Consider the following 26,026-nt stretch of genomic DNA (forward strand, 5'->3'; position numbering starts at 1 on the left):
TCGAAGCGTCCTACGATCAATCCCAGACGAGAACCCTCGTCACCACATAAGCGCGGAACGAAACCCAGGGCGCTTCACCCAGCAGATGCTTGAGCGCATCTAGATTGTCCCCGACGATGTACAGATTCTCCGACTCAGCGTTCGTCGCGTCGGCGTTGTGCTCAAGGTCAGGCGCCATAACCGTCTCGGTCCGCGTCGAGGTCAGGTACTTGGCGTAGGACTTCCCGAGGGACTTGAGGTCGTAGCCTCGCGGGTCATCGAGACATCGGTCGAACTGAGCGCGTCCTGAAGGCGGTCGAGCCTGAAGCCACCGTCCTTGTCGAAGTACTCGGGCAGGGCCGCGCGGAGGCGTGTCAGCTCGAAGTCGTTCGTCTTCGTTGTCTCGTTCGCGTCGTGCGCGTCCCTGATCACTTCCTACCTCCAGACGTGAGACCCGTCCTAAATTCGACGGCGTTTCGCAGCTGGAGTACATGACAGCATTGGTAGTTGCTCAGTCTTAAAAGTCTTGTCAGGAACGCGGCAATTCTCGGTTCGAGAAGCGCAAAGAGTTGCCGGTCGCTGGCCGGCCGGAGAGCTATTCCGTGGTGCGAGGAGTGAGCCTTTGGAGGACAAGAGTGGGCTTTGTTGCTCCCCCCTGGGCCAATTGTGTCGCACTTGGCCGTCCCGACGGTCAACTGAGAATCCGTTTGACGAGCGGGAGCGCATATCGCCAGTCGTCGCCGTCTCGATCAGAGAGATCGGCGTCCTCGAACCAGGTTGCGTCCGCCTCCGGATGAGGGCCAATCAAGCCCACACTGCCATCGCCAAACCGATAACACGCGGCGGCGAGGTCGCCTGTCTCGTAATGGGCGTAGGCCTCAGCGCCGTCTACAGGCAACCGCGCGCCCTCTTGGAAGTAGGTCCATCGCAACGTGTCGCCCCACGTGACTGCCACCACATCATCCGCACTATCTTTCACAGGGAAGTCGGGAACGCCCACCTCCCCCTCGACGGATTCACTGAAAAAGCCGAAGCCCTCGCTCCCTGCAAGATATGCACCCATGCAGATGCCGAGGTAGCTACCGCCGGTGGCCACAAAGTCACTCACCCCGCGGATGAAATCCGCAGGAAAACTCTGGGCAGCGGCACGAATATCGTCTCCACCGCCCGGCTGAGCGTAGAGAGCGACTCCAGAAAGGGCACTTGATTCGAGAGGGAATTCTTCGTGCGGGCCGATAAACGCAACGTCCATACCAAGCGGTGATTGCGACAGTCGCTCAGCAAGAGTTTCCGAGCATCCTGCGCACCCCGCCGGTCCGCGGTACACCAGGGCGATCCGCGCATCCGAAGTCTCGTCGTCGTTCCTGCTGATGGGTGCACATCCGTTCGCTAGCCCAGCGAAAGGGACCGTCAGCAGCCCAGCGAGGACCGACCGGCGCGACCGTCCAGCAGGTGATTCGAACGTACCCATACTTCAATGCTAGGTGGGCTTGGTCCACTGCCCGAAGCGACCGGTGCAGCCTGCTCCTGGCCTCTGATCGTTGAATGCGCCCCGAAGTCAGGGGCTGCTGCTCGGATGGGTGACGTTGGATCGTCACGCAGCCTTGTCGGCTGGCTCAAAGTTCGTCTGCAGGTCCAGTTTCGACGCCGGGGAGGGGTGACCGTCTCTTCGCACACGAGGATGTGGGGCTCGCAGTAGCCCGGGTCCTTGGGTTCGGCCCACGAGTACGCGTACCGGTTGGCGGTCGTGGGGATAAGCGCCACGTCCTTGTTGGCCCAGCGCAATTCGAGCTTTTGCGGCTACCCATCCAACGACCCGCTCCTTCCACCGGGACCGCCCTTTCAAGCCCAGCGACAGGGACTCTCGGCGGCGCCTCACCGCCTCACGAATCCCGGCGTCGGGCGCGCCGCCGCGATGGGCGCTGTCGTCGACCTGGACGGCATTGCCCTCATGCCTGTACTCCTGCTGACCGGCGCACCGCTTCCGCCCAACCGATGACGGTCGGGATCTACATGGCACTGGTCCCGATGCTCCTGGGCTATCTGCTCTTCGGGTATGGCCTCACGCGCGTCACTCCAAGCGCCGCGACAACGCTCACGCTCGCTGAACCCTCGATCGCCGCCCTCCTGGCCGTGGTCCTCGTCGGTGAGCGCCTCCCCGCCATCGGATGGGCTGGTCTCGCGGGCATCTGCGCCTCGCTTCTGGTCCTCTCGCTCGCACCTGCGACACAGGCGTGTGCCGCCGAACCGTCACGTTCGCGCGAGCTCCCGATACGTCAGGAAGCTTGAATCAGTCATCCTGAGATAGACATCGGCCATGACGTAGTCCTTGCCCTCCATGCGCACGCGGCTGGCGGCGCGGGCATCGGCCATCGAGCCGTGCTGATCGAGTTCCTCGAAAGTCACGATCTCGGCCTTAATGAAACCCTTCTGGAAGTCGGAGTGGATGACGCCTGCCGCCTCGGGCGCGGTCGCCCCCTGCAAGATCGCCAGGCGCGCGACTCCTTGGGTCCGGCGGTGAGGTACGTCCGCAGCCCGAGCGTGGAGAAGCCCACGCGCGCCAGCTGGTCGAGGCCGGCCTCGTCCTGCTCGCTCATCTCGAGCATCTCCGCGGCCTCGTCGTCGGCGAGCTCGGACTCGAACATCGCGTCGAGGAAGATCGTCTCGACCGGCGCCACGAGTGCCCGCATCTCGTTACTCCTGCGCCTCATCGGCGAATGGCCGGCAATCGCAATCATGCAGAATGAGTCCCCCGTGCACAGTAGGGGTGAACCAGCTCAAACAACCGCGAATGGGCGACTTCGTGCGGCGGCTGACGATGAGCGCAGGATTCGCGGATGGACTTCACATCAAAGAGCCGACTTTGTCGGCCGTGATCGGAAGACGCGTCATGCCTGCGACTCTGGACGTCTGCCACGCCTGTTGAGACGAGCGCACCTTTACGCATGGACGCCAGACAAACAGGGCTGTTCGCACCTGCGTCTTACCTCACCCCTCACCAGGGGGACCCGATGGTTGGCAGGAAGATCGCCGTGGAGATCCCTGCGAACACGAGCAGGGTCACCCCCATCCAGGGCCCCACGGGCCGACTGGTCGGTGCCTGCGTTCTCCTCAGGCGGCCGACCAGGACAGCGAGGCCGATGGCTTGGACGACCCCTAGGCCCGCCAGTGACGGATCCCGGAGGAAGACGGCCAGTGGCAGGAAGTGCAGCGCGACCACGACTGCGACCCACCACGCCATCCAGCGCCCCTGGCCCCGCCGCGCGAGGACGAAGCAGCCGACTGCCGCGAGCAGCACCTCCAGTCCGACCACGACCCCGAACCAGACGTACTGGCCGTCGAGCGCTGACCTGTCGCTCCAGCGGGTGAAGATGGCGAAGCCGAAGATCCCGGCCACGATGAGCCCGACAGCGGAACCCGCTCCCAGCCACCCTCTGCGGGATCTCGGCGGGTCCTCCTGCCCCCATCCGAACCAGACGAACGACATGAGGCCGAACCACGCGATCGTGAATGCATGGTCGCGGGCGAATTCGGTGAGCATCGGCGCACCTCTGTGGCGATCGACGGGTCTATTCCGATCGACTCTACGCGGGAGGCCGGATCATTCTGCGCATCCCGTTGCGGCACCTCCGCGTACCGATCCTCACGATGAAGACACCCCATGACAAGGTGGTTCAGCCTGTGAATGCTGTCCAGCCGCGACTTTTGAGTTGACCCAGGGCGGGCTGCCGTCGTCCTCGACGAGGAGACGTTAACCCATTGAGTGCGTCCGTTCTGGGGTCAGGCGAACTATCGCAGGGCTTCGCCGAGGCGAGCGGCGGGCGTGAGGTCGTCGGCGAGACCACCGCCGGTCGCAGCCCGGGCAAGAGCGCGACCCAGCGCAGGTGCCTGCTTGAACAGATTGTGACCGGCCACAAAAAGGACAGAATCTGCCTCCCACACGGCCACGCCGTCCTCGCTCCATGGGAGGTCGGTCACCCAGCAGTGAAGAAAGTCGCGCGGCTCTGGGTGGAGACCGGGCAGCGCCCGTGTCACGTATTCGCGCGCGCGTTCGTCCAGCGATCGAATCGCCGCAGGGTCGATGAACGTTCCGTCGTCGCGGACGCCGACGGTGTCGCTGAGTCCGACCGAATAACTGCTGTTGCCCGGTAGCGGCGTCGCGTACACGCCGACTTCGCCGAAGACGCCGCTGCTGTCCTGCAGGCACGCGACTCGTGCCGGGGCGGCGTCTTTCACGTCGAAGGTCAGCCGGACGTGTGCGGCAAGGCGAACCGGCAGCGACAGGCCGACGCTGCGGGCCAGGCGGGCGGTTTCGCGGCCGGCGCATACGACCACCTTGGAGTAGACAGCCCGGTCGGTGACGCTGCGCACCTCGACCGTCCCATCGGCGCGGGGATCGATGGAGATGACCTCTGCGGTGGTGACGGCATCTCCGAGGGCACCCGCGAGTGCCGTGATCGCGGCGCGGGTGCGGATCGCGCCGCCCGACTCGTCGAGCATCGCTGGCCCCGAGTACCCAGCGAGCAGCGGCATTCGCTGGGCGAGCTCGACTGCATCGATCTCGTGCGCTTCCACGCCGCCGACCTCGTCGAGCACCCGCAGCCGTGCCAGGGCGCTCTCGCCGATCGCCACGACACCGTCTGATGAGACCAGCTCGACGTCGAAGTGTTCGGCCCACTCATCCCATACACCGCGGCTTTCGCGCGTGAAAGCGACGAGTCGCGGGTCGTCGTGAGCATGCCGGAAGATCCGCGACTCGCCCGCGGACTGACCCGATCCGGGCAGACCGGCCTCGTACAGGCGCACCGGCACGCCCTGCTCCCGCAGCGCGTACGCCGTCGACAGACCGACGATCCCGCCCCCGATCACCGCTACCTCGGGTGAACGCGTCGGGGCAACGTCGTCAGTTCCTGTCATCGTGGTTCCTCGATCTGTTAGGGGTGTGAGATAGACCTCAAAAGTAAGGGGCCGCTGCCACGACGTCAACGGGCTGTGTCAGCCCGAAGTCACCGCGCGCAACGACCCCTCATATCGGGGGTCAGTACTCCCGGTCTGTGGTGTCAGGCGGGAAGTTTCGAAGCGGTTCACATGACCATCGACTCGACGGACGAAGTCCGGTGGAATGACTCAGAATGACATGTTCAAAATTAAACGTGATGAGGCTTTTTACACATTGAATCTAAATTCCACCACGTCGCCGTCGGCCATGACGTAGTCCTTGCCCTCCATCCGGGCCTTGCCCTTGGCGCGGGCCTCAGCGACGGAACCGCACTCGACGAGATCCTCGAACGAAATGATCTCCGCCTTGATGAAGCCCTTCTGGAAATCGGTGTGAATGACGCCGGCGGCCTGCGGCGCGGTCCAACCCTTGTGGATCGTCCAGGCACGCGTCTCCTTCGGCCCGGCCGTCAGGTACGTCTGCAGCCCGAGCGTGTTGAAGCCCTTGTGCGCCAACTGCTCCAGGCCCGGCTCGGTGATGCCGACCGACTCGAGCAGTTCCTTCGCCTCGTCCTCGTCCAGCTCGGCCACCTCGGACTCGAGCTGCGCGTTGAGGAAGATCGCGTCCGCCGGAGCCACCAGCTTCTGCATCTCGGCCTGGAACGCCTCGTCCGTCAGCTGCGACTCGTCCACGTTGAACACGTAGATGAACGGCTTCGCCGTCAGCAGACCGAGCTCGCGGATGTCCGACACGTCGAAGCCCTGGCTGGAGAGCGTGTTGCCCTCCTCGAGAATCTTCTGGGCAGCGACGGCGGCTTCGTACACGGCCCTGTCCGTCTTCTTGCCCTTGACCTCCTTCTCGAGGCGCGGCACGGCCTTCTCAAGGGTCTGCAGGTCGGCGAGCACCAGCTCGGTGTTGATCGTCTCGAGGTCCGAGCTCGGAGAGACCTTGCCATCGACGTGGTGCACGTCGTCGTCGATGAACGCACGCACGACCTGGCAGATCGCGTCGGCCTCACGGATGTTCGCGAGGAACTTGTTACCGAGGCCCTCACCCTCCGAGGCCCCCTTGACGATGCCCGCGATGTCGACGAACGACACCGTCGCAGGCAGGATCGCCTGCGACCCGAAGATGCCCGCGAGCACCTTGAGGCGCGGGTCCGGCAACGGGACGACGCCGACGTTCGGCTCGATCGTTGCGAACGGGTAGTTGGCTGCGAGGACGTTGTTCTTCGTCAGTGCGTTGAACATCGTCGACTTGCCGACGTTGGGGAGACCGACGATTCCGATGGTGAGTGCCACGATCGACGATTCTACCGACCGACCATCGGTCGACCTATTCGCCGGGCGTACCCTGCGGCCGCCGTATCGTGAGAGCATGCTGATGCACCTGCGCCTCACCGTGCCGAGCGCACTGTCGTCGCAGGTTCGCACCCGCCTCGTCAACGACGACGCCGTCACGAACGTCACCGTCTCGGCTGGTGTGGTGCTCAAGCCCGAAGGCGACCTCATCGAAGCCGACGTCGCCCGCGAAGCCGTCAGTTTCGTCATCGACGACCTCACCGACATGGGCCTCGGCGACTCCGGCGGCATCGTCGTCGGCGAGCCCCTCGCCACCCCGTTCCAGCGCGCCTCATCGGTGGAGCGTGCGGCCCACGGCGACCCCGACGACGCCGTCATCTGGCGCCTCCTCGTCGAGCGGGCGAAGGGCGCAAGCCACATCACCGTCAACTACCTGGCGTTCCTCGTCATCGCCACGGCTCTCGCCTCGATCGCAGTTCTCACCGACTCGTCGGTGCTCGTCGTCGGAGCGATGGTCGTGGGCCCCGAGTTCGCCGCGGTCGCAGCCACCTGCGTCGGCCTCGCGATGGGTGAGTGGCACCTCGCCGGCCGCTCGTTCGCGCTTCTCGTCTGGACCTTCTGCGCCGCCATCGCCGTCATCACGGCGCTCGCGTGGGTCGGCCTCCACGTCGGGCTCTTCGACGCCGACATGGTGACGCGCGAGCGACCGCAGACGAACTTCATCTGGCGGCCGGACAAGTGGTCGTTCATCGTCGCTCTTCTCGCGGGCGCGGCCGGGGTGCTCGCCATGGCCATCGACAAGTCGAGTGCCATGGTCGGCGTCTTCATCAGCGTGACGACGGTGCCCGCCGCCGGCAATGTGGCGCTCGGCCTCGCGATCTGGGACTGGCAGGAGATCCGCGGCTCGCTGGCACAACTCGGCCTCAACATCGCAGGCATGCTCATTGCCGGCGTCGTGACGCTCGTGATCGAGCGCCTCGTGTGGCGCCAGCTCGGCGAGGAGAGCCGATTCACCCTGACGCAGCGGCACTTCAACCGCGCACACCGCTGACGCGCGGGGTCACCGAAATCCCCGTCGTTCCGCGGTTGTCGGTGGCCCATGCCATCGTGAGGGCATGTCCCCCCTTCTCGCCGTCGCCCTGTTCGCCCTCGGGCTGACGCTCGGCGCCATCGTCGCCTGGCGCCTCACCGCGCTGGTCACCGCGGGGCGCGCACGCGACGACCTCGCCGCCGTCAGTGCCGAGCGTGACGTGCTGCGCGAACGCGTGGTCGACCTCGAAGCCACCGTGAGCGACGACGCCCAGACGGCCGCCGCGCTGCTGCCGCTGCGCGACACCCTGGCCCGTGTCGAACACCAGGTGGCAACGCTCGAACGTGACCGCGTGGAGCAGTACAGCCACGTCGACGTCGCCCTCAAGGACGTGCGAGCCAGCACGGAGCTGTTGCGGCGCGAGACGTCGTCGCTCGCCGGCTCGCTCAACGCCTCGAGCGTGCGCGGGCAGTGGGGCGAGGCGCAGTTGCGCCGCATCCTCGAACTCGCCGGCATGCTCAACCGTTGCGACTTCGACGAGCAGTGGCGCGGACACAACGACGAAGGCCGCCCCGTGCGCCCGGACGTCGTCGTCCACCTGCCCGGCAACCGCCAGCTCGTCATCGACGCCAAGGCACCCATGAGCGCGTTCCTCGAGGCGCAGGCCACGGACACCGACGACGCCCTGCGCGCCGCAGCCCTCAAACGCCACGGCAAGGCCCTCGCGGCGCATGTCGACACTCTCGCGTCGAAGCGCTACTGGAGCGCCGTGGCCACCTCCCCCGACTTCGTCATCGCGTTCGTGCCCGGCGATGCCATGCTCGCCGCTGCGCTCAACGCCTCACCTGGCCTGCTCGAGAGCGCCATGGAGCGGCGCGTCGTCCTCGCCTCCCCGAGCACCCTGCTCGCCACGATGCGCAGCGTCGCGGTGCTGTGGCAGCACGCCACCGTCGAGGACAACGCCCGCGAACTCCTCACGCTCGGTCGCGAACTCCACGAGCGCATCGGCACCCTCGCCAAGCACACCCACGACCTCGGCGGCTCACTGCGCCGCAGCGTCGAGGCCTACAACCTCTTCGTCGGTTCCCTCGAATCTCGCGTCCTCGTGACGTCGCGCCGCATGCACGAGCTCGACCTCGCCACCGCACCGGCGCCCGAGGTCACCCCCCTCACCTCGGTGCCGCGTCCGCTCACCCACGAATCGCTCCTCGAGGCGATCTACGACGACCCCGAGGACGACGAACGCCGCCGAGCCTGAGGCCGGGCGGCGAACGACGAGACGAGAACAGCCGACTACTTGGCTGCGGCCGCCTTCGGCTTGTCGGCGTACACCGTCGACACGCCGATCGGGTCGCCACCCTTCGGGTACGCCACCGCGAGCGCCCGAGAAATGCCCCGCGCCTTGGCTGACGACCCCGTGCCGTTGTTGTGGTTCGCATCATCCTGGAGGAACCACTCGGGGTGCGGCAGGGCTTCCGACGCCCAGTCGTAGACGCGCAGGTTCGGGTAGCGCTTCGTGGCCGCCACGACCTTCTCGTTGAACGCCGCCATGTTCTTGTTGGCGTACAGCGGGTTGTTCACCCAGGCCTGCGTCACCGACGTCACCCACAGCACCTTGGCGTTCTTCGGTATCTGCTTGAGCAGCGCATCGACGCGCATGTCGGCCGTGAACGGCGACTCGCCCTTCGCCATCGTCGCGGCATCGTTCATGCCGAGCGCGAGGACCCAGCAGCCGTCGAAGCCCTCTCGCACGTGCTGCGCCACGGCCTCCTTGCCGTTCGTGTCGCTACCGAAGTGCTCGATGATGTTGCGGCCGCCCTTGATGTCCTCGAGCACCGTCGTCACTCCAACGCCCTGGTACCGCGCACGGATGCGTTTGGCCGGATCGGTGATGTTGGTCGAGGCGCCGTCCTCGAGCCCGAGCGACGACGAGTCACCGATGTGCACAACCTTGTCGCAGGACGTCTTGAGCGGCTTCCCCGGTTGCGGGTAGGCAACGGCAGGAGCCGCAGCGGCCTTCTTCGCCGCCTTCTTCTCCGAGTCCGCATTCTGCTTCGCCGCGATCTCCTTGACCGACATCTGCGGCAGGTTGCCGACCGCCGCCATTGCGCCGACGGAGAGCGCCGTCAGAGCTGCACCGCCGACGATGAACGGCGGCAGCACACGTCGGCTCGCACCTGCACGCATCGGCGCCGTGCCGCGCTTCCACGCCCCGACGAGCCCGTAACGACGGATCGGGTCCTCCACCACGACCCATGACAGCGACGCGATGACGAGCGTCAACACGACGACGATCGTGCCGCGCAGGAGGGTGTTGCCGTAGAACGAACGCTCGGGCAGAAACGCCGCAACCGGCATGTGCCACAGGTAGATGCCGTACGTACGCTCACCGAGCCAGCGCAACGGCTGCACCGACAGCACCTTCGCGATGACGTTGTTCGGGTGTGCCGCGGCGAAGAGCACCATGCACGTCGCGATCGTGAGCAGCGCGATGCCACCGCGGTAGATGAAGGGGGACGTCTCCGTCGTGAACGCCGCGAGCAGGCCGATGCCGACGAGACCTAGGGCGCCGATGAGGGCCACGCCCGCGCGATGAGCAGCGCTCGCGAAACGCTCGGCGACGCTCGGGTGCCACAGGAAGGCCAGGGCAGCACCCCAGAGGAGCCCGCCGGCACGGGTGTCCGTGCCCTCGTAGGCCCGTGTGGCGTCGGCGTTGCCCGTCGGCGCGACGACGGCGAGCAGGATCATCGAGACGAGCCCGAGCGCGAACGTCACACCGGCGACCTGCTTGAAGCGCCCCTTGAACACCGTGAGGAGACCGAGCACGAGCAGCGGCCACAGGACGTAGAACTGCTCTTCCACCGACAGCGACCACAGGTGCTCCAGGGGCGAGGGCCCCTCGAAGCGGTTGAAGTAGGTGTCGCCCTCGAGGATCGTGCGCCAGTTCGCCACATAGAAAAGAGCCGCAAGCGCCTCGCTCGTTCGCTCGCCGAGTTTGTCGGGCGTGAGCAACGCAACCGCGATCATGACGACGACGAGCAGGAGCACGACGGCCGGCAGAAGTCGGCGGGCACGACGGATCCAGAACGTCTTCAGCCCCAGGCTGCCCTTGCGCTGCCACGAACTGATGAGCAGCGACGTGATGAGGTACCCGCTGAGGGTGAAGAACACACCCACGCCCAGCAGGCCACCACTCATATGTGGCACACCCACGTGGTAGGCGATGACGAGGGCGACGGCAATGGCACGCAGGCCGTCCAACCCCGGGTAATAAGCAGCGCGCGCGTCTGTGGGCCGTGGCACCGGCGTCCTCACTTCAAAAATCGACTCACCACGGTGGAGTTCCCCGCCCACCGCGTGGTCCGACCATAAGAAAGGACTCTTAATGCCCCCTGAAATTCCGGGGCATTCCGGTCACGATTTGACAACGCTCACCCGCGGGGGTGAGCCATAAATCGTCTTACGCCGCGAGGTCAGTGAAGGTCTGCGACGAAACCCTGACCGACGACCTTGGCACCGTCCGGAAGACCGCGCGCCTTGAGGTCGCGACGCAGTTCCATCGGCAGCGCGAACGTCAGCGATTCCTCGGCCGAGATGATCGGCTTGACGTCCTCGTAACCGCGCTCGGCGAGGAACTCGAGAACCTCGCGCACGAGGATCTCGGGAACCGAGGCTCCGGAGGTGACGCCGACCGTGCCGACGCCGTCAAGCCACGCCGGGTCGATCTCGGCGGCGTAGTCGACGAGGTGACCGTCCTTGGCACCGTGCTCGAGCGCCACCTCGACGAGACGCACCGAGTTCGACGAGTTACGCGAGCCGACGACGATCATGAGGTCGGTGTCCGCCGCCATCTCCTTGACCGCGAGCTGACGGTTCTGCGTGGCGTAGCAGATGTCGTCGCTCGGCGGATCCTGCAGTTTCGGGAACTTCTCGCGCAGACGGCGCACCGTCTCCATCGTCTCGTCCACGGACAGCGTGGTCTGCGACAGCCACACCACGCGCTCCGGGTCGCGAACCTCGACGTTCTTCACGTCGTCGGGGCCGTCGACGAGGGTGATGTGCTCGGGCGCCTCGCCGGAAGTACCGATGACCTCTTCGTGCCCCTCATGCCCGATGAGCAGGATGTCGTAATCGGCATCCGCAAACCGGATGGCCTCGCGGTGCACCTTCGTCACGAGCGGGCACGTGGCATCGATCGTCTTGAGTGACAGCGCCTTGGCCTCGTCGTGAACGACGGGGGCCACACCGTGCGCCGAGAAGACGACGGTGGCGCCCTCGGGCACCTCGTCGGTCTCGTCGACGAAGATCGCGCCGCGACGTTCGAGCGTCGTCACGACGTGCTTGTTGTGGACGATCTCCTTACGCACGTACACCGGCGGGCCGTAGAGGTCGAGAGCCTTCTCGACGGTGATCACGGCACGGTCGACGCCCGCGCAGTACCCGCGCGGGGCGGCCAGCAGGACACGCTTCGTCTGAGTTTCCACAACCCCATGGTAACGACCCGCGCTGTGTGCCGCCTTGACGCCTACAGTGGGCGGGGTGACGAACGTTCCCCCACACCTTCCTCAGCTGGCGGGTGACACGAGCGCCGAATCGCCGTGGCCCGTGCGCGTGCTGAGCATGAAGATCGCCGAGTACGTCGATCGCATGTCGCCGCTGTGGGTCGAGGGCCAGATCGTCCAGCTCAACGTGCGCGCCCGCACCGCCTACCTCACCCTGCGTGATGCCGACGTCGACATGTCCCTGTCGCTCACCGTCCCGACGAACACGCTCAACGCGATGGGGCCGCTCGTGCGCGAGGGGGCGCGCGTCGTCGTCCACGCGAAACCGACGTTCTGGACGAAACGTGGCCAACTCATGCTCGAGGGTCGCGTCATGCGTCCTGTCGGCGAGGGCGAACTGCTGCTCCGTCTCGAGCAACTCAAGCGAACGCTCGCGGCCGAAGGCATCTTCGACCGCGACCGCAAGAAGGCCCTTCCGTTCCTCCCCCGCCGCATCGGGCTGGTCACCGGCCGAGCGGGTGCCGCAGAGAACGACGTCGTCGAGAACGCTCGCAGACGATGGCCCGCAGCACGCTTCGAGATTCGGCAGGTCGCCGTCCAGGGCCCCGACACGGTGCAGCAGGTCGGCGGTGCCATCCGCGAACTCGACGAGATCGACGACGTCGACGTGATCGTCGTCGCGCGCGGCGGCGGCTCCTTCGAAGATCTCCTGCCGTTCAGCAACGAAGCACTCGTGCGCGTCGTCGCCGCAGCCCGCACGCCGATCGTCAGTGCCATCGGCCACGACGTCGACACGCCCTTGCTCGACCACGTGGCCGACCTGCGCGCGTCGACGCCCACGGACGCGGGCAAGAGCATCGTGCCGGACCTGGCCCTCGAGAGCTCGTCGCTGCGTGAGGCGCGGGTGCGCCTCAGCCAGGGGCTGCGCGGGCGCTTCGCCGCCGAACGGCGCCACCTCAACGCCCTCGTTTCCCGGCCGGCGTTGGCCGACCCGAGTTCGCTCGTCGCCGACCGACGTGACGACCTCGACCGCATGACGAACCGCAGCGCCTACGCCCTGCGCCAACGCCTCTCGCGCGCCCACGACCAAGTCGCTCACGCCCGTGCGCAGGTCGTCGCGCTCTCACCGCAACGCACGCTCGATCGTGGGTACGCCGTCGTCCAGCAGGTCGACGGCACCCTCGTCACCTCGCGTGAGAGCGTCAGCGCCAACGACCTGCTCAAGGTGACGGTGGCCGACGGCAACTTCGCCGCCACCCCGGTGTCAGCACCCCCGACGCGAGACTCGAAGGCGCCCACGCCGAAGAAGAAGACGAACGCCGCCCGAAAGACACGAGGAGACGACGCATGAGCGACGACACACAGAACGCAGGCGAAGCGACCGGCACCAACGCCTCGACACTCACGGCCGTCGACACCAGCGATATCGCCCAGATGGGCTACGAGCAGGCGCGCGACGAACTCGCGTCCATCGTGTCCACGCTGGAGAGTGGCCGCACCCCACTCGAGGAGAGCATGCGCCTGTGGGAACGCGGCGAGGCTCTCGCCGATCACTGCTCGACGTGGCTCGACGGTGCACAGTCACGCATCGAGGACGCCGTGGCGCGGCGCGAGGGCCGCGACGGTGAGGGTGACGCCGAGAAGAAGTGAGCTGACCGGCCGGGCGTCGGAGTTCCGAGATTCAGCTCGACCGACGACGGCCGAGCCGCAGCGTCACTTCGTGACGGCGCTGATGGGCTTGGCCGACTTCGCGACCTGCTCGAGCTGATTCCACGTGCCCTTGCCGGTGACGACGGTGTCGAGGCCCGCCAGCGGCGTCGTGCGCACGAGCGCCTTCTGGTCGCCGTCCATCTCGACCTTGCGCCACGTGGCACCTCCAGCCTTGAGCTCACCGGAGTTCGCGCCCTTGGCGACCTTCGCGAACCACGCCGCGCCACCGTCCTTGCGCTGCTGGATCGAGAGGTAGTCCTCGCCCGCACCCTGGTATCCGGCGCGCCAACGCTCCGGGTTCTCCTTGTCGCCAGGGATCATCGCCGCGTGAACGGGACGCCAGGGCGAACCGAGGCCGTCGGCAACAGCGACGTCCCACTTCTTCGACTGCGAGACCTGCCCGGCCACGCCTGCCGCGTCGACCGTGGCGAGTTTCGTCGCACCCTGACGAGGAATCAGGGCCAAAAGCACCAAACACCCCGCGATACAGGCGATCATGGACAGGACCATGCTCTTGGCATTGCCCTGCATCCCACGCCGCTTCGGCGGCTGGGGTGTCGGGTTGTCGTTCGTGGCGGTTTCGGGGGGCGTGCTCACGCCCCTATCGTCTCCGACAATGCCCCGTCGGAGCGAACCGGGTCCGTTCGAGCGCTCACGGCGGTGCGATGCCGAGCCGTTCGACGCCGTCGTTCCAACCCCGAGGAGACATCGACGTGACCACGTCCCTGCCGACCTATCAGATCCCCGACCGTAACCTCGCGCTCGAACTCGTGCGCGTCACGGAGGCCGCCGCGATGGCCGCCGGCCCGTGGGTGGGCCGCGGCGACAAGAACGCAGCCGACGGTGCCGCCGTCGAGGCCATGCGCACGCTCATCTCGACGGTGAGCATGAACGGCACCGTCGTCATCGGTGAGGGCGAGAAGGACGAGGCGCCGATGCTGTTCAACGGCGAGCGCGTCGGGGACGGTACGGGCCCGGACGTCGACGTCGCCGTCGACCCGATCGACGGCACCACGCTCACCGCCAAGGGCATGCCGAACGCCGTTTCCGTGCTCGCCGTGAGCGAGCGTGGCTCCATGTACGACCCGAGCGCCGTGTTCTACATGGACAAGCTCGCCACCGGCCCCGAGGCTGCGGACGTCGTCGACATCCGCCTGCCTGTCGCCGAGAACATCCGACGCATCGCGAAGGCCAAGGGCACCTCGAACAACGGCGTCACCGTCGTCCTGCTCGACCGCCCGCGCCACGAGGGCCTTGCCCAGGAGATCCGTGACGCCGGCGCCCGCATCAAGTTCATCTCCGACGGTGACGTCGCCGGCGCCATCATGGCCGCCCGCCCGAACACCGGCGTCGACCTGCTCCTGGGCACCGGCGGCACCCCCGAGGGCATCATCGCCGCCTGCGCGATCAAGTGCATCGGCGGCGTCATCCAGGGCCGTCTCGCCCCGAAGGACGACGAGGAGAAGCAGCGCGCTCTCGACGCCGGCCACGACATCAACCGCGTCCTCACGACGCACGACCTCGTGCGCGGCGACAACTGCTTCTTCGTCGCCACCGGCGTCACCGACGGCGAACTGCTGCGCGGCGTGCGCTACCGCGAGGACGGCTGCACGACCAGCTCCCTCGTCATGCGCAGCAAGAGCGGTACCGTACGAGCCATCGAGGGCGAACACCGCCTGAGCAAGGTGGCCGAGTACGCCTCCGAGCAGTACCAGTAAGCACGACCCGTCCCCCGCGCTCCTCGTGGGGGTTCACGCCCCCACGAGGAGCCGCATGTCCCAGCCGAACACCCGCACCACGCTCGTCATCGGCGAGGCACTCATCGACGTCGTCCACGCACTCGACGGTGACGCGACCGAGCACGTCGGCGGCAGCCCGCTCAACGTCGCCGTGGGCCTCGCTCGGCTGGGGCACACCGCCGTGCTTGCCACGCACCTGGGCAACGACGCACGTGGCGAGCGCATCCGTGACCTGCTCACGGACGAGGGCGTCGACGTCACGATGTCGAGCTTCGACCTCGAGTCGACCTCGACGGCCCAGGCCACGCTCGGCGAGGACGGTGCCGCAGAGTACGAGTTCGCCATCGAGTGGCCTCCCGTCACCGGCATTTCGCATGACGCCGAACACCTCCACACCGGCTCGATCGGCGCCTCTCTCGACCCGGGGGCCGCTTCCGTTCTCGACGCGCTCAAGGCTGCGCGCAGCGCCGCGACGACGTCGTTCGACCCGAACGTGCGGCCCTCCCTCATGAAGTCCCCCGAGGACGAGCGGGTTCGCGTCGAGGAGTTCCTCCACCACATCGATGTCGTGAAGTCGTCCGACGAGGACGCACAGTGGATCTACCCGGACCGTAGCCTGCGCGAGATCGCGCACGGTTGGGCCGAGCTCGGCCCGCGACTCGTCGTCATCACGCGCGGTGGCGACGGCGCCTTCGTGGTCGTGGGCAACGGCGAGGAGCTCGAGTTCGCGGGCCACTCCGTCGAGGTCACCGATACGGTCGGCGCCGGCGACTCCTTCATGTCCGGTCTCATCTCCGGCCTCCTCGACGCCGGCCTGCTGGGTGGCACGGAAGCCCGTAGCCGCCTCGAGATGGCGCAGGCCGACGACGTGCGCCCCGCCCTCGAGCGCGCCCTCCTCACCTCGGCCACGACGGTGACGCGCGCCGGTTCGAACCCACCTCACCGCCACGAGGTCGTCGCCGACGAGGCGTGAGACTTCTCACCCCGCGCCTCCCACGGATGCATTCCACCCTTTGGTTTAGTTAGGTTCGCCTTACCTAACTAATTCAGGAGGTGCCGTGCGTCCCAACGCACTCTTCAGCGGCAAGAGCTTGCCCGAGTACGAGCAGGCGATCAGCGAAGCAGGGGCCGTCGTTGCCGACGCCGTGGCCTCGGCGAACCACCCGGCCACACCGCGGCCACCGGCTCACCTGCGCTCCGTCGTCCGCCAGGTCGACCTCGATCGCCCCCTCGGTGAGCTGAGTTCGGCACTGGAGGAATCACGCGACCTCTTCCTCGAGCACGCGGTGTGGTTCCACGACGCCCGCTACCAAGCCCACCTCAACTGCCCCGTCGCCACGGCCGCCATCGCGGCCGACGTCATCGCCTCGAGCGTCAACACGTCGGTGGACACGTGGGATCAGAGCCTCGCTGCCACCCACATCGAGACGCATCTGCTCGAGTGGCTGGCCGGCCGACTCGGACTCGGCGATCTCGCCGACGGCGTCTTCACGAGCGGCGGCACGGCGTCGAACCTCCAGGCGCTCCTGCTCGCTCGGGAACACTCCACCGCCGACGGCACTCCCCTCGACGCGCTACGCATCCTCACCTCACCCGAGGCCCACTTCAGCGTGACGAAGGCCGCCCGAACTCTCGGCCTCGCAGCCGACGCCGTCGTCCACTGCCCCACCGACGAGCGCGGCCGTCTGCGCCCCGACGGCGTGGAGAGCGCCATCGACGACGCCGAGGAAGCTGGCCTCACGGTCATGGCCGTCTCTGCCACTGCGGGGACGACCGACCGCGGCGCCGTCGACCCGCTCGCCGCGCTGGCACAGATCACGCACGGACGCGGGCTGTGGCTGCACGTCGATGCCGCCGTCGGTGGCGCGCTCGTGACGTCGAGCCGCCACTCCTCGCTGCTCGACGGGATCGGCGGCGCTGATTCGGTCACGGTCGACTTCCACAAGACGTGGTACCAGCCTGTGGCCGCGAGCGCCCTGCTCGTGCGGGACCGCCGCATGTTCGCGCACTCGCGCACGAATGCCGACTACCTCAACCCCGAGCACGCGCGTGTGCCCAACCTCGTCGACAAGAGCCTCGCCACGTCGCGTCGCTTCGATGCGCTCAAGCCGTGGATCACGTTGCGCACCCACGGCGCCGACGCCATCGGATCGTGGCTGGACGCCTCGCTCGACCTCGCGCAGGAGGCCCACACGATCGCGGAGGCAATGCCCGATCTCGAGGTCTTCGAGCGCCCGTCGACCCACATGCTGCTCTTCCGCTTCACGGCCGTCGACCTCGAACAGCGCGACGACGTCAATGACGCCATCCGCGAGACCCTCTTCATGGAGGGCCGCACGGTCATCGCCCGCACCCGCTGGGGCGGTGAGACGTGGCTCAAGCTCACGCTGCTCAACCCGATGGCCGACGCGGCCGATCTGCGCGCGACGTTCGACGACGTCGTGCGCACCGGCCACCTCCTGGCCGGTGACCTGAGTGCGGAGGTGAGCGCATGAGCACGGTTCACGATGTCCTCGCGGTCGGCTGCGGACCGTTCAACCTCGGCCTCGCGGCCCTCGTGGAACCACTTGACCTCGACGTCGCCGTCCTCGAGGCACGCGACGAGTTCTCCTGGCACCCCGGCATGATGCTCGAGGGCGCCACGATCCAGGTTCCGTTCATGGCCGATCTCGTGACGATGGCCGACCCCACGTCGCGCTGGTCGTTCCTCAACTACCTCAAGCACCACGAGCGGCTCTACCCCTTCTACATCCGTGAGTCGTTCTACCCGCTGCGCGCCGAGTACGACGCCTACTGCCGTTGGGTCGCGAGCGAGCTCGAGTCCGTCGAGTTCGGGCACCACGTCGATCGCATGACCTACGACGAAGGACGCGACGCCTTCGAGGCCCGTTGCACTCTCGCCGACGGCACTCAGGTCACCCGCTACGGAAGGCATCTCGTCCTCGGTGTCGGCACCGCACCGCACGTGCCGGAATCACTGGCCGACCTCGACGGCGTGATCCACACCGCCGACTACCTCGACCACCGCGACGAGCTCGCCGAAACAGAACGCGTCACCATCGTCGGCAGTGGCCAGAGTGCCGCGGAGGTCTTCCACGACCTGCTCGTGCGGCGCGGTGAGGACGCTCCCGGCGACCTCACGTGGGTGACACGGTCTCCGCGCTTCTTCCCGATGGAGTACACGAAGCTGACGCTGGAGATGACGTCACCCGACTACGTCGACCACTTCCACGCGCTGCCCAGCGCTCGTCGTGACGATCTGGGGCGCGATCAGCGCAACCTGTTCAAGGGCATCAGCGGTGACCTCATCGACGCCATCTACGACACGCTCTACGAGGCGTCGCTGCACGGACGCGTGCCGGCCCGGCTCGGCACCGCACAGGAGGTCGTCGCCGCCGAGACGACAGCGGACGGCCAGCTCCTTCAGCTTCGCCACCTCGACACCGACGAGACCTCGACGCTCACGAGCGAGCGCATCGTCGCGGCCACGGGCTACGTCTCCCGTGTCGGCTCCCTCGTCGAGGGCCTGCCGAACGTACAGCTCGACGAGCGGGGTCGCCCCGCCGTCACCCGCGACTTCACGCTCGACGACGGCCGCGGGCGCATCTTCATCCAGAACGGGGAGGAGCACACCCACTCGCTCACCGCGCCCGACCTCGGCATGGGTGCCCACCGCAACAGCGTCATCCTCAACCGCATCCTCGGAAGGGAGGCATACCGCGTCGAAGAGCGCATCGCGTTCCAGACGTTCGGTCCGCTCCATGACTGACACCCAGACCAGCCCCAACCGCCACGCCGGCAAGAGCGTCCGCGCCCAGGACGTCAACTTCAGGCCACTCGACGTCGAGCGGGACGTCCCGCTCGTGCACAGCTGGCTGACTCACCCGCGCTCGCACTTCTGGGACATGCAGGAGGCCACGCGTGACGACGTTGCTGCCGGCTACCGCCGCACCGCCGAATCCCCGCACGAGGACGCCTGGATCGGAGAGATCGACGGCACACCGATCGTTCTCGTCGAGACGTACGATCCCGCACACCACCCCCTCTCCGACCCGGCAGTCGGCGCCGATGTGCGTGAGGGTGACCTCGGCATGCACCTGCTCGTCGCCCCGCCGGAGGGTAAATCACGCCGCGGCCTGACGAGCGCCGTCATGGAAGACGTCGTCGGGTTCTGCTTCTCCCGCGGCGCCGACCGCATCGTCGTCGAACCCGATGTGCGCAACACCGCCGTCCACGCGAAGAACGCCGAAGTCGGGTTCGAGCGCGTGGCTGACGTTCAGCTTCCCGACAAGCGGGCTGCGTTCAGCGTCTGCACCCGCGACGCGTTCACCCGCGCGTGCTCCCCGACGAACCGTGCGTGGGACGAAGCCGAACGCCTCGTCACGGCCAAGGCGATCGGCGAGTTCGCCCACGAGCTGCTCATCACTCCAGAGCCGCTCGAATCCGGCGCCTACGCACTGCGCATCCCCGCGAGTGACGACCGGCAAGCCGTCGACTGGTACTTCCGCGCGCGGCGCTACGCGCTCGAGCACTGGCACGTCGACCCGCGCAGCATCGAACGCCGCACCCTCGACGGGCGCATCGGCCCGGCGAGCGCCACGACGCTCGTCCTCGACCTGCGCGACGCTCTGAGCCTCGACGGAGACCTGCTCACCACCTATCTCGAGGAACTCTCCTCAACCGTCGCTCACCGCGTGCGCACGAGCGACCCGTCGCGTCCGACGAGCGCGGACCTGCTCGATGCCCCCGCACACGACGTCGAGGCGGCCATGGCCGAGGGCCACCCGTGCTTCGTCGCGACGAACGGGCGCATCGGCTTCTCCGCCGACGACCTCGCGGCCTACTCCCCCGAGGCCGGCGCCGACGTGCGGCCGTTGTGGGCTGCCGTACCGAAGGACGTCTCACACCTGTCGCACAGCGATCAGCTCGACGAAGAACGCGCTTACCGTCTCGCGCTCGGTGACGCGCAGTACGAGCGTCTGCAGGAGCGCATGCGGGAGGTTGGCGTGGAGCCGAGCACCCACCGGGTCATGCCTTTGCACCCGTGGCAGTGGAGCGAGCGGGTCCGGACGACCTTCGCCGAGGACGTGGCGCGTCGGCGCATCGTCCTGCTCGGCGAGGACACGGACAACCACCGCGCCTGCCAGTCGATCCGAACCTGGACAAACGTCGACGACCCCGCCCGTCCCTACGTGAAGACTGCCCTGGCAGTGCGCAACATGGGGTTCGTCCGTGGACTGTCGCCCGCCTACATGCGCGCGACGCCTGCGATCAACGACTACGTCGCGAGCATCGTCCGCCATGACGCCACGCTCGAAGCAGCCCGTTTCGACGTTCTCACCGAGTTCGCCGCCATCGGCTACACCGGTGACGTCTTCCACCGAGAGAACCTCACCGGCCCGCAGACGAAGATGATCGCCGGGCTGTGGCGCGAGTCCGCTGCCTCCCGCACCTCCAAGGGCGAGCAGGCCATGACGATGGCGGCGCTGCTCCACCGCGATCCGCACGGGCGGGCGTTCGTCACCGAACTCGTCGAAGCTTCGGGCCTCGAGGCACGCGAGTGGTTGCGTGGTTACCTCGACGCGTACGTCCTGCCGGTCGTGCACATGCTGTCGGCGCACCGTCTGGCGTTCATCCCGCACGGCGAGAACATCATCTTGCGTCTTCGCGATCACCGCGTCGTCGGCGCCTTCCTCAAGGACATCGGCGAGGAGGTCGGCCTCATGGACGACGGGTCCTCACCCGAACGCGTTGCCGCGCTTCCCGAGGAGATCCGGCGCATCGCCGTCGAGGCGAGCAGCGACGACATCGCGCTCGGGCTCTTCACCGACGTCTTCGACGGCTTCCTGCGGTTCCTCGCGCCGATCCTCGTCGAGGACGGGCTGCTCACCGAGGCCGAATTCTGGAACGAGGTGAGCGACGTCGTCGCCACGTATGAGCGCGAGCACCCCGAGTACGCCACGTCGCTGCCGCTGCGAGCGCCGTCGTTCGCCCGCAGCTGCCTCAACCGACTCCAGCTGCGCAACCCGCTCGAGATGGTGAGCCTCGACGACACCGTCGGCTCGCTCATCAAGACAGGAGAGATCGCCAACCCGATCGCCGTCTGATCGCCCCGAGCCAGAACCGGGCATGACGAGGGCCGCACCCTCCCCTTCGGGAGGATGCGGCCCTCGTCAGTGGATCAGGCGATCGGCGTTCACCACTCAGGCGACGTCGTTGCCACGCGAGATGGCGCCCTTGGCGTCACGCTCCTGCGCGCGCTTGAGAGCAGCCTTGCGCTGCTTCTCCGAGGCCTCGGCGATGCGACCCGCCTTCTCCTCGTTGCGCGTGTAGTTGTGGCCCGACTCCGGGTCGAAGACGTGCATGTGTGCCGGGTCGAACGCGAACTCGACCTCGTCACCCTCGAAGATCTGCGAGCGAGCGTCGAGGTTGACGACGATCTGGCTGCGAGCGCCTTCGCCGTCGAGCTCCTTCTCGAGGTTATCGAGGTGGCCCTGGACCGACGAGTCCTGCTCAAAGGGGATGTAGGCGTACTGCTCGTTACCCAGCCACTCCGTCTGGTCGACGAGCGCACGGAACGTGGCACCGCCGGAGACCGGGTTGACCTCGGCGTCCTTGATGTACTCGGGGCGGATACCGACGATGACGACGTCCTTGCCCTTGACGTCGGCAGCGAGCTGCGGCGTCATCGGAACCGAGACGAAGGGCAGACGCAGTTGGTCGCCCTCGACGCGAGCCGGGACGAAGTTCATCGGCGGGGAGCCAATGAAGCCGGCGACGAAGAGGTTGACGGGCTGTTCGTACAGCTCACGCGGGCTCGCGCACTGCTGCAGGACGCCCTTCTTGAGGACGGCGACGCGGTCACCCAGCGTCATGGCCTCGGTCTGGTCGTGCGTGACGTAGATCGTCGTGATGCCGAGGCGACGCTGCATGCGAGCGATCTCGGTACGCATCTGGCCACGCAGCTTGGCGTCGAGGTTCGACAGCGGCTCGTCGAAGAGGAACGCGTCGGCCTCACGGACGATGGCGCGGCCCATGGCGACTCGCTGACGCTGACCACCGGAGAGGTTGCCCGGCTTGCGGTCGAGGTGGTCGTCGAGCTCGAGCATCTTGCTCGCCTCGCGCACCTTGCGCTGGATCTCGTCCTCGGAGTGCGTGCCCTTCGAAAGGCGCAGCGGGAACGCGATGTTCTCGAAGACCGTCAGGTGCGGGTAGAGGGCGTAGTTCTGGAACACCATCGCGAGGTTGCGGTCGCGCGGGGCCAGGTCGTTGACGCGCTTGCCGTTGATCTCGAGGTCACCGGAGGTGATGTCCTCGAGGCCGACGACCATGCGCAGCAGGGTGGACTTACCACAGCCGGACGGACCGACGAGGATCATGAACTCGCCGTCGGCGATGTCGAGGCTGACGTCGTTCACGGCCGGGAAGCCGTCGCCGTACTTCTTGACGATGTTCTTGAGCTGAATGCTTGACATTTTCTGTCTCTCCTAAGAGGGCCGGGCGTCAGCCCTTGACGGCGCCGGACGTGAGGCCGGAGACGATCCGACGCTGGAAGATCAGGACGAGGATGATGACGGGGATCGTCACGATGACGGCCGCCGCGGCGATGGCGCCGGTCGGCTGCGTGAACTGGCTGGCACCGGTGAAGAAGCTCAGCGCGGCGGGAACCGTGCGGGCGTTGCCGGAGGTCAGCGAGATGGCGAAGACGAAGTCGTTCCACGCCGTGAAGAACGTGATGATCGCCGTCGTGAAGACGCCCGGGCCGGCCAGCGGAGCGATGACCTTGCGGAACGCTTCCCACGAGGAGGCGCCGTCGACCTGAGCCGCCTGCTCCATCTCCCACGGGATCTGCTGGAAGAACGCCGAGAGCGTCCAGATCGACAGCGGCAGCGTCAGCGCGAGGTACGGAATGACGAGGCCGGGGATCGTGTCGAACAAGCCGATCTGACGCCACATGTTGAACAGCGGCGTCACCATGGCGATGACCGGGAAGAACGAGACCGCGAGGGCCATCGTGAGGATGACCTTCTTGCCCGGGAAGTCCAGGCGGGCGATCGCGTACGCACAGAACGTCGCAAGGATGACCGAGATGACCGTGGCGAGCAGCGAGACGATGATCGAGTTGCGCAGCGCCGGCATGAACAGGTCGGACGCACCGCCCTTGAGGATCAGCTCGTAGTTCTCGAAGCTCGGGTTCGTCGGGAAGAAGTTACCGAAGGTGTTCTCCTTGCCCGTCGTGTCGGTCAGGGCCTTGTCGCTCTTGAGCGACAGGGCGAAGATCCACACGAGCGGCAGCAGCGTCCAGATCATGACGGGAATGGCGAAGCCGAGCATTCCCCACTTGGCCTTGTTGGAGACGTTGGTATCCATCAGTTGTTCCTCCCAGCGGCCAGGTCGACCTTGAAGCCCTTGACGAAGATCGCCGCGATGATGAGCACGCAGAGGAAGAGGATCACGGCGAGGGCCGAGCCCATGCCGATCTCCACTCGGTCGATGGCTTCACGCGAGACGAGCATCGACAGGGACGTCGTCTTGTTGGCACCGCCGGTCATGACGTACGGGTTGTCGAAGATGCGGAAGGCGTCGAGCGTGCGGAACAGCAGGGCGACCATGATGGCGGCCTTCATGTTCGGCAGGATCACCTTCGTGAGGCGCTGCCACCACGTGGCGCCGTCGACCTTGGCCGCTTCCTCCATGGAGGAGTCGACCTGGGCGAGACCCGTGAGGAGCAGCAGGGACATGAACGGCGTCGTCTTCCAGATCTCTGACAGGCAGATGACGAACAGCGCGCTCCAGCGCTGACCGAACCAGTCGTAGTCGAGCGGGAAGCTACCGAACGACAGGGTGTGCAGCCAGTGGTTGACGAAGCCCGTCGAGACGTCGAAGCCGAACTTCCACGCGAACGCGGAGACGACCGTGATGATCGCGTACGGCAGCAGGACGACGGTGCGCAGCGTGCGGCGCGGGACGACGATCTTGTTCATGAGCATCGCGATCGCGAAGCCGAGAACGAGTTCGACGACGACCGTGACGAGCGTGATGATGAGCGTCGTCCACATGGCCTCCCAGAACAGCGTGTCCTTGAACGCGGACAGGTAGTTCTGCAGACCGACGAACTTCTTGCCCGCCGGGTCGGTGAGGCGGTACTTGAAGAACGACAGGTAGAGGGCGTTGAGGATCGGGTACATCGTCACGAGAACCATGACGACGAACGCCGGGCCCGCAAGCTTCCAGCCGAGATTGCGCTCGGCCTTCGCGCGGTCGGAAAGGCGCGCCTTCTTGGGCTTGCCCGAGTCGGCTGCGGCCGACTTCTTGGTGTCTACAGCAGCGGAACTCACAGCAGTGCCTTCCCCTTCAGAACGTCAAGGATGTACTTCTGAGCGGTGGCCGGGGTCTGCTGGTTGACGGCGCTGGGCGGCGAGAACTTCAGCTGGAGCGCACCGGAGACGTCGCCCCAGTAGGGCGAGAGGGGGCGCGGGACGGCCTTGTCGAGCGACGTACGGATCTGGGCGGCGATTCCGTTCGGGAAGGCCTCCTTGACCTTGGCGTCGTCGTACGACTTCTTGCGGCTGCTCGGGTTACCCGAGGCCACCATGTAAGCCGTGGTGTTCTCCTGGTTCGTGATGCAGTCGATGGCCTGGTAGGCGAGGTCCGTGTGCTTGGAGTTCTTGCCGACCGAGAGCTGGATCCCACCGAACGGCGGCGCGGAGTCCTTGTCCGCGACCGTGCGCGGGTAGATCGCCGCCGCCACGTCCTTCTTGTCACCCGTGTACGCGCCGTAGGTGTACGGCCAGTTCACGAGGAAGCCACCGTTGGGTGCCTGGAAGAGCGTCAGCGAGGCCGTTTCGTCGGAAGAGCCGACGGCCGGGCCACCCACACCGCTCGTGGCGAACTTGTTGATGATCGTGGCGGCCTTCTTGCCCGCCTCGGAGTCGAGGCCGAGCTTGATGTTCTCGTACGTGGCGCTGGGGTTCTCGACGAGCTTGCCACCGGCACCCGCGACGAGCGCGTTGATCCACACCGCGTAGCCCTCGTAGAGCTTGGCCTGGACACCGACCTTGGTGTTCGTCTTCTGCGCGGCGCTGACGAGCTGGTCCCAGGTGACGGGCTTGCTCATGTCGAGGCCGGCCTTCTGGGCGACGGACTTCTTGTACCAGAGCAGCTGGGTGTTGGCCCAGAACGGAACCGACGTCAGCTTGCCCTTGTACATCGAGGCGTCGATGGAGCTCTGCACACGGTCCTCGGTGAAGTTCTTCTCCATCCCGGCCGGAATCGGCGCGAGGTAACCCGCGGCCGCGAACTCCGTGACGAAGGCGGGGTCGGCGCTCATGATGTCCATGGAGCTGTCACCCGCCGCGAGACGACGAAGCAGCTGCGTGCGCTGATCCGAGGCCGAGTTCGGCAGCAGTTCGACCTTGATCTTGTACTTGCCGCCCGAGTTCTTCGTGCAGTTAGCGGCCAACGTGGCCTGGCCACCCTTGCTGGCGTCGGAGTTACCGACGTCAGGGTTGATGTACCAGGTCAGCGTGGGCGTGCTGCCCCCGCCGCTGTCACCGCCGCAACCGGCGAGCACGCCCGTCGCGAGCATCGCCATCGATGCTGCGACGGCTACCCGTCGGCGAGACTTGGATGTGTTCATGAACACCGCTCCATCCTTGATGATTGACGTTTCATGATCGCCTGCACATGTGACGATCGCCATAGTCAGGTGAGCACCGAGACCAAACGGTTACGCAGCAGCAACCGGCCCGTTATGCGAGCGGCGATAAGGGTCGAACAGTCACCCTCCGAGGGGTGAGTTGTGGACAGATGTCCGCCCTCGGCGC

The 26,026-nt window shown here is 66.8% G+C and carries 21 protein-coding genes and 1 pseudogene; 10 read left to right on the forward strand and 12 right to left on the reverse strand.

Annotated elements, in window-relative coordinates; all coding sequences use genetic code 11:
* Positions 1–670: 670 nt before the first annotated feature.
* On the reverse strand, positions 671–1,231 hold the full coding sequence (locus IM689_RS00005; protein WP_193642399.1) for a BPL-N domain-containing protein: 561 nt from the start codon (positions 1,229–1,231) through the stop codon (positions 671–673).
* 776 nt (positions 1,232–2,007) lie between these two features.
* Here IM689_RS00005 and IM689_RS14920 point away from each other — a divergent pair.
* On the forward strand, positions 2,008–2,268 hold the full coding sequence (locus IM689_RS14920) for a DMT family transporter (RefSeq protein WP_319803777.1): 261 nt from the start codon (positions 2,008–2,010) through the stop codon (positions 2,266–2,268).
* Here the strand turns inward: IM689_RS14920 and IM689_RS00015 are convergent.
* From IM689_RS00015 to ychF, 4 genes and pseudogenes are all read right to left on the reverse strand, one after another.
* Positions 2,230–2,672: pseudogene (locus IM689_RS00015) on the reverse strand (DUF933 domain-containing protein); the annotation flags it as partial. The gene IM689_RS14920 and the pseudogene IM689_RS00015 sit on opposite strands and share 39 nt — an antisense overlap.
* Before the next feature lie 302 nt (positions 2,673–2,974).
* Entirely contained in the window at positions 2,975–3,520 is a 546-nt protein-coding gene (locus IM689_RS00020; protein WP_193642400.1) for a hypothetical protein, read from the reverse strand.
* A gap of 248 nt (positions 3,521–3,768) precedes the next feature.
* Positions 3,769–4,896: an NAD(P)/FAD-dependent oxidoreductase gene (locus IM689_RS00025; RefSeq protein WP_193642401.1), complete on the reverse strand. Its 1,128-nt coding sequence runs from the start codon at positions 4,894–4,896 to the stop codon at positions 3,769–3,771.
* A gap of 249 nt (positions 4,897–5,145) precedes the next feature.
* Entirely contained in the window at positions 5,146–6,219 is a 1,074-nt protein-coding gene (gene ychF, locus IM689_RS00030) for a redox-regulated ATPase YchF (RefSeq protein WP_193642402.1), read from the reverse strand.
* 76 nt (positions 6,220–6,295) lie between these two features.
* Between ychF and IM689_RS00035 the strand changes: the two genes are divergently transcribed.
* Both IM689_RS00035 and IM689_RS00040 read left to right on the forward strand, forming a co-directional pair.
* Positions 6,296–7,270, forward strand: a complete 975-nt coding sequence (locus IM689_RS00035; protein ID WP_193642403.1) for a DUF389 domain-containing protein — start codon at positions 6,296–6,298, stop codon at positions 7,268–7,270.
* A gap of 64 nt (positions 7,271–7,334) precedes the next feature.
* Positions 7,335–8,507: a DNA recombination protein RmuC gene (locus IM689_RS00040; protein ID WP_193642404.1), complete on the forward strand. Its 1,173-nt coding sequence runs from the start codon at positions 7,335–7,337 to the stop codon at positions 8,505–8,507.
* Positions 8,508–8,542: 35 nt separating this feature from the next.
* Here the strand turns inward: IM689_RS00040 and IM689_RS00045 are convergent, their stop codons facing one another.
* Both IM689_RS00045 and IM689_RS00050 read right to left on the reverse strand, forming a co-directional pair.
* The gene (locus IM689_RS00045) at positions 8,543–10,552 is read right to left on the reverse strand and encodes an acyltransferase family protein (protein ID WP_193642405.1); all 2,010 of its coding nucleotides are present in this window, start codon (positions 10,550–10,552) and stop codon (positions 8,543–8,545) included.
* Positions 10,553–10,722: 170 nt separating this feature from the next.
* The gene (locus tag IM689_RS00050; RefSeq protein WP_118912214.1) at positions 10,723–11,733 is read right to left on the reverse strand and encodes a 4-hydroxy-3-methylbut-2-enyl diphosphate reductase; all 1,011 of its coding nucleotides are present in this window, start codon (positions 11,731–11,733) and stop codon (positions 10,723–10,725) included.
* 55 nt (positions 11,734–11,788) lie between these two features.
* Between IM689_RS00050 and xseA the strand changes: the two genes are divergently transcribed.
* Positions 11,789–13,102, forward strand: coding sequence for an exodeoxyribonuclease VII large subunit (xseA, locus tag IM689_RS00055; protein WP_193642406.1), 1,314 nt, complete (start codon positions 11,789–11,791; stop codon positions 13,100–13,102).
* Positions 13,099–13,401: an exodeoxyribonuclease VII small subunit gene (locus tag IM689_RS00060; protein WP_193642407.1), complete on the forward strand. Its 303-nt coding sequence runs from the start codon at positions 13,099–13,101 to the stop codon at positions 13,399–13,401. The genes xseA and IM689_RS00060 overlap by 4 nt, the downstream gene beginning before the upstream one ends.
* Positions 13,402–13,464: 63 nt before the next feature.
* Here the strand turns inward: IM689_RS00060 and IM689_RS00065 are convergent, their stop codons facing one another.
* Positions 13,465–14,058: a DUF4245 family protein gene (locus IM689_RS00065; RefSeq protein ID WP_193642408.1), complete on the reverse strand. Its 594-nt coding sequence runs from the start codon at positions 14,056–14,058 to the stop codon at positions 13,465–13,467.
* A 116-nt stretch (positions 14,059–14,174) separates the two neighbouring features.
* Between IM689_RS00065 and glpX the strand changes: the two genes are divergently transcribed.
* The 5 genes from glpX (at position 14,175) to IM689_RS00090 (ending at position 21,307) form a co-directional block, all read left to right on the forward strand.
* The gene (glpX, locus tag IM689_RS00070) at positions 14,175–15,179 is read left to right on the forward strand and encodes a class II fructose-bisphosphatase (RefSeq protein ID WP_182434603.1); all 1,005 of its coding nucleotides are present in this window, start codon (positions 14,175–14,177) and stop codon (positions 15,177–15,179) included.
* Positions 15,180–15,234: 55 nt separating this feature from the next.
* Positions 15,235–16,173, forward strand: a complete 939-nt coding sequence (locus IM689_RS00075; RefSeq protein WP_193642409.1) for a carbohydrate kinase family protein — start codon at positions 15,235–15,237, stop codon at positions 16,171–16,173.
* 85 nt (positions 16,174–16,258) lie between these two features.
* Positions 16,259–17,695 (forward strand): pyridoxal phosphate-dependent decarboxylase family protein, encoded by a 1,437-nt coding sequence (locus IM689_RS00080; protein WP_129664326.1) that lies wholly within the window; start codon positions 16,259–16,261, stop codon positions 17,693–17,695.
* Complete coding sequence (locus tag IM689_RS00085; RefSeq protein ID WP_193642410.1) at positions 17,692–18,969, forward strand: lysine N(6)-hydroxylase/L-ornithine N(5)-oxygenase family protein; 1,278 nt, start codon at positions 17,692–17,694, stop codon at positions 18,967–18,969. Before IM689_RS00080 ends, IM689_RS00085 begins: the two co-directional genes overlap by 4 nt.
* Entirely contained in the window at positions 18,962–21,307 is a 2,346-nt protein-coding gene (locus IM689_RS00090; protein WP_193642411.1) for a GNAT family N-acetyltransferase, read from the forward strand. The genes IM689_RS00085 and IM689_RS00090 overlap by 8 nt, the downstream gene beginning before the upstream one ends.
* A 96-nt stretch (positions 21,308–21,403) precedes the next feature.
* Here the strand turns inward: IM689_RS00090 and IM689_RS00095 are convergent, their stop codons facing one another.
* The 4 genes from IM689_RS00095 to IM689_RS00110 are packed head-to-tail and all read right to left on the reverse strand — an operon-like array spanning position 21,404 to position 25,839.
* Positions 21,404–22,675 carry an ABC transporter ATP-binding protein gene (locus tag IM689_RS00095; protein WP_193642412.1) on the reverse strand — a complete coding sequence of 424 codons (1,272 nt, stop codon included), beginning with the start codon at positions 22,673–22,675 and terminating at the stop codon, positions 21,404–21,406.
* A 28-nt stretch (positions 22,676–22,703) separates the two neighbouring features.
* Positions 22,704–23,570: a carbohydrate ABC transporter permease gene (locus IM689_RS00100; RefSeq protein WP_118912221.1), complete on the reverse strand. Its 867-nt coding sequence runs from the start codon at positions 23,568–23,570 to the stop codon at positions 22,704–22,706.
* The gene (locus IM689_RS00105) at positions 23,570–24,538 is read right to left on the reverse strand and encodes a carbohydrate ABC transporter permease (protein WP_193642413.1); all 969 of its coding nucleotides are present in this window, start codon (positions 24,536–24,538) and stop codon (positions 23,570–23,572) included. Before IM689_RS00105 ends, IM689_RS00100 begins: the two co-directional genes overlap by 1 nt.
* Positions 24,535–25,839: an extracellular solute-binding protein gene (locus tag IM689_RS00110; protein WP_193642414.1), complete on the reverse strand. Its 1,305-nt coding sequence runs from the start codon at positions 25,837–25,839 to the stop codon at positions 24,535–24,537. Before IM689_RS00110 ends, IM689_RS00105 begins: the two co-directional genes overlap by 4 nt.
* Between the last annotated feature and the right edge of the window lie 187 nt (positions 25,840–26,026).

This window comes from Dermacoccus barathri (assembly GCF_015070805.1).
GTDB lineage: Bacteria > Actinomycetota > Actinomycetes > Actinomycetales > Dermatophilaceae > Dermacoccus > Dermacoccus abyssi.

Excerpts from the sequence above, each read along its gene's own strand:
- IM689_RS00005 (WP_193642399.1), bottom strand. The coding sequence starts at position 1,231 with ATGGACGTTGCGTTTATCGGCCCGCACGAAGAATTCCCTCTCGAATCA.
- IM689_RS14920 (WP_319803777.1), top strand. The coding sequence starts at position 2,008 with ATGCTCCTGGGCTATCTGCTCTTCGGGTATGGCCTCACGCGCGTCACT.
- IM689_RS00020 (WP_193642400.1), bottom strand. The coding sequence starts at position 3,520 with ATGCTCACCGAATTCGCCCGCGACCATGCATTCACGATCGCGTGGTTC.
- IM689_RS00025 (WP_193642401.1), bottom strand. The coding sequence starts at position 4,896 with ATGACAGGAACTGACGACGTTGCCCCGACGCGTTCACCCGAGGTAGCG.
- IM689_RS00035 (WP_193642403.1), top strand. The coding sequence starts at position 6,296 with ATGCTGATGCACCTGCGCCTCACCGTGCCGAGCGCACTGTCGTCGCAG.
- IM689_RS00040 (WP_193642404.1), top strand. The coding sequence starts at position 7,335 with ATGTCCCCCCTTCTCGCCGTCGCCCTGTTCGCCCTCGGGCTGACGCTC.
- IM689_RS00060 (WP_193642407.1), top strand. The coding sequence starts at position 13,099 with ATGAGCGACGACACACAGAACGCAGGCGAAGCGACCGGCACCAACGCC.
- IM689_RS00075 (WP_193642409.1), top strand. The coding sequence starts at position 15,235 with ATGTCCCAGCCGAACACCCGCACCACGCTCGTCATCGGCGAGGCACTC.
- IM689_RS00085 (WP_193642410.1), top strand. The coding sequence starts at position 17,692 with ATGAGCACGGTTCACGATGTCCTCGCGGTCGGCTGCGGACCGTTCAAC.
- IM689_RS00090 (WP_193642411.1), top strand. The coding sequence starts at position 18,962 with ATGACTGACACCCAGACCAGCCCCAACCGCCACGCCGGCAAGAGCGTC.
- IM689_RS00095 (WP_193642412.1), bottom strand. The coding sequence starts at position 22,675 with ATGTCAAGCATTCAGCTCAAGAACATCGTCAAGAAGTACGGCGACGGC.
- IM689_RS00100 (WP_118912221.1), bottom strand. The coding sequence starts at position 23,570 with ATGGATACCAACGTCTCCAACAAGGCCAAGTGGGGAATGCTCGGCTTC.
- IM689_RS00110 (WP_193642414.1), bottom strand. The coding sequence starts at position 25,839 with ATGAACACATCCAAGTCTCGCCGACGGGTAGCCGTCGCAGCATCGATG.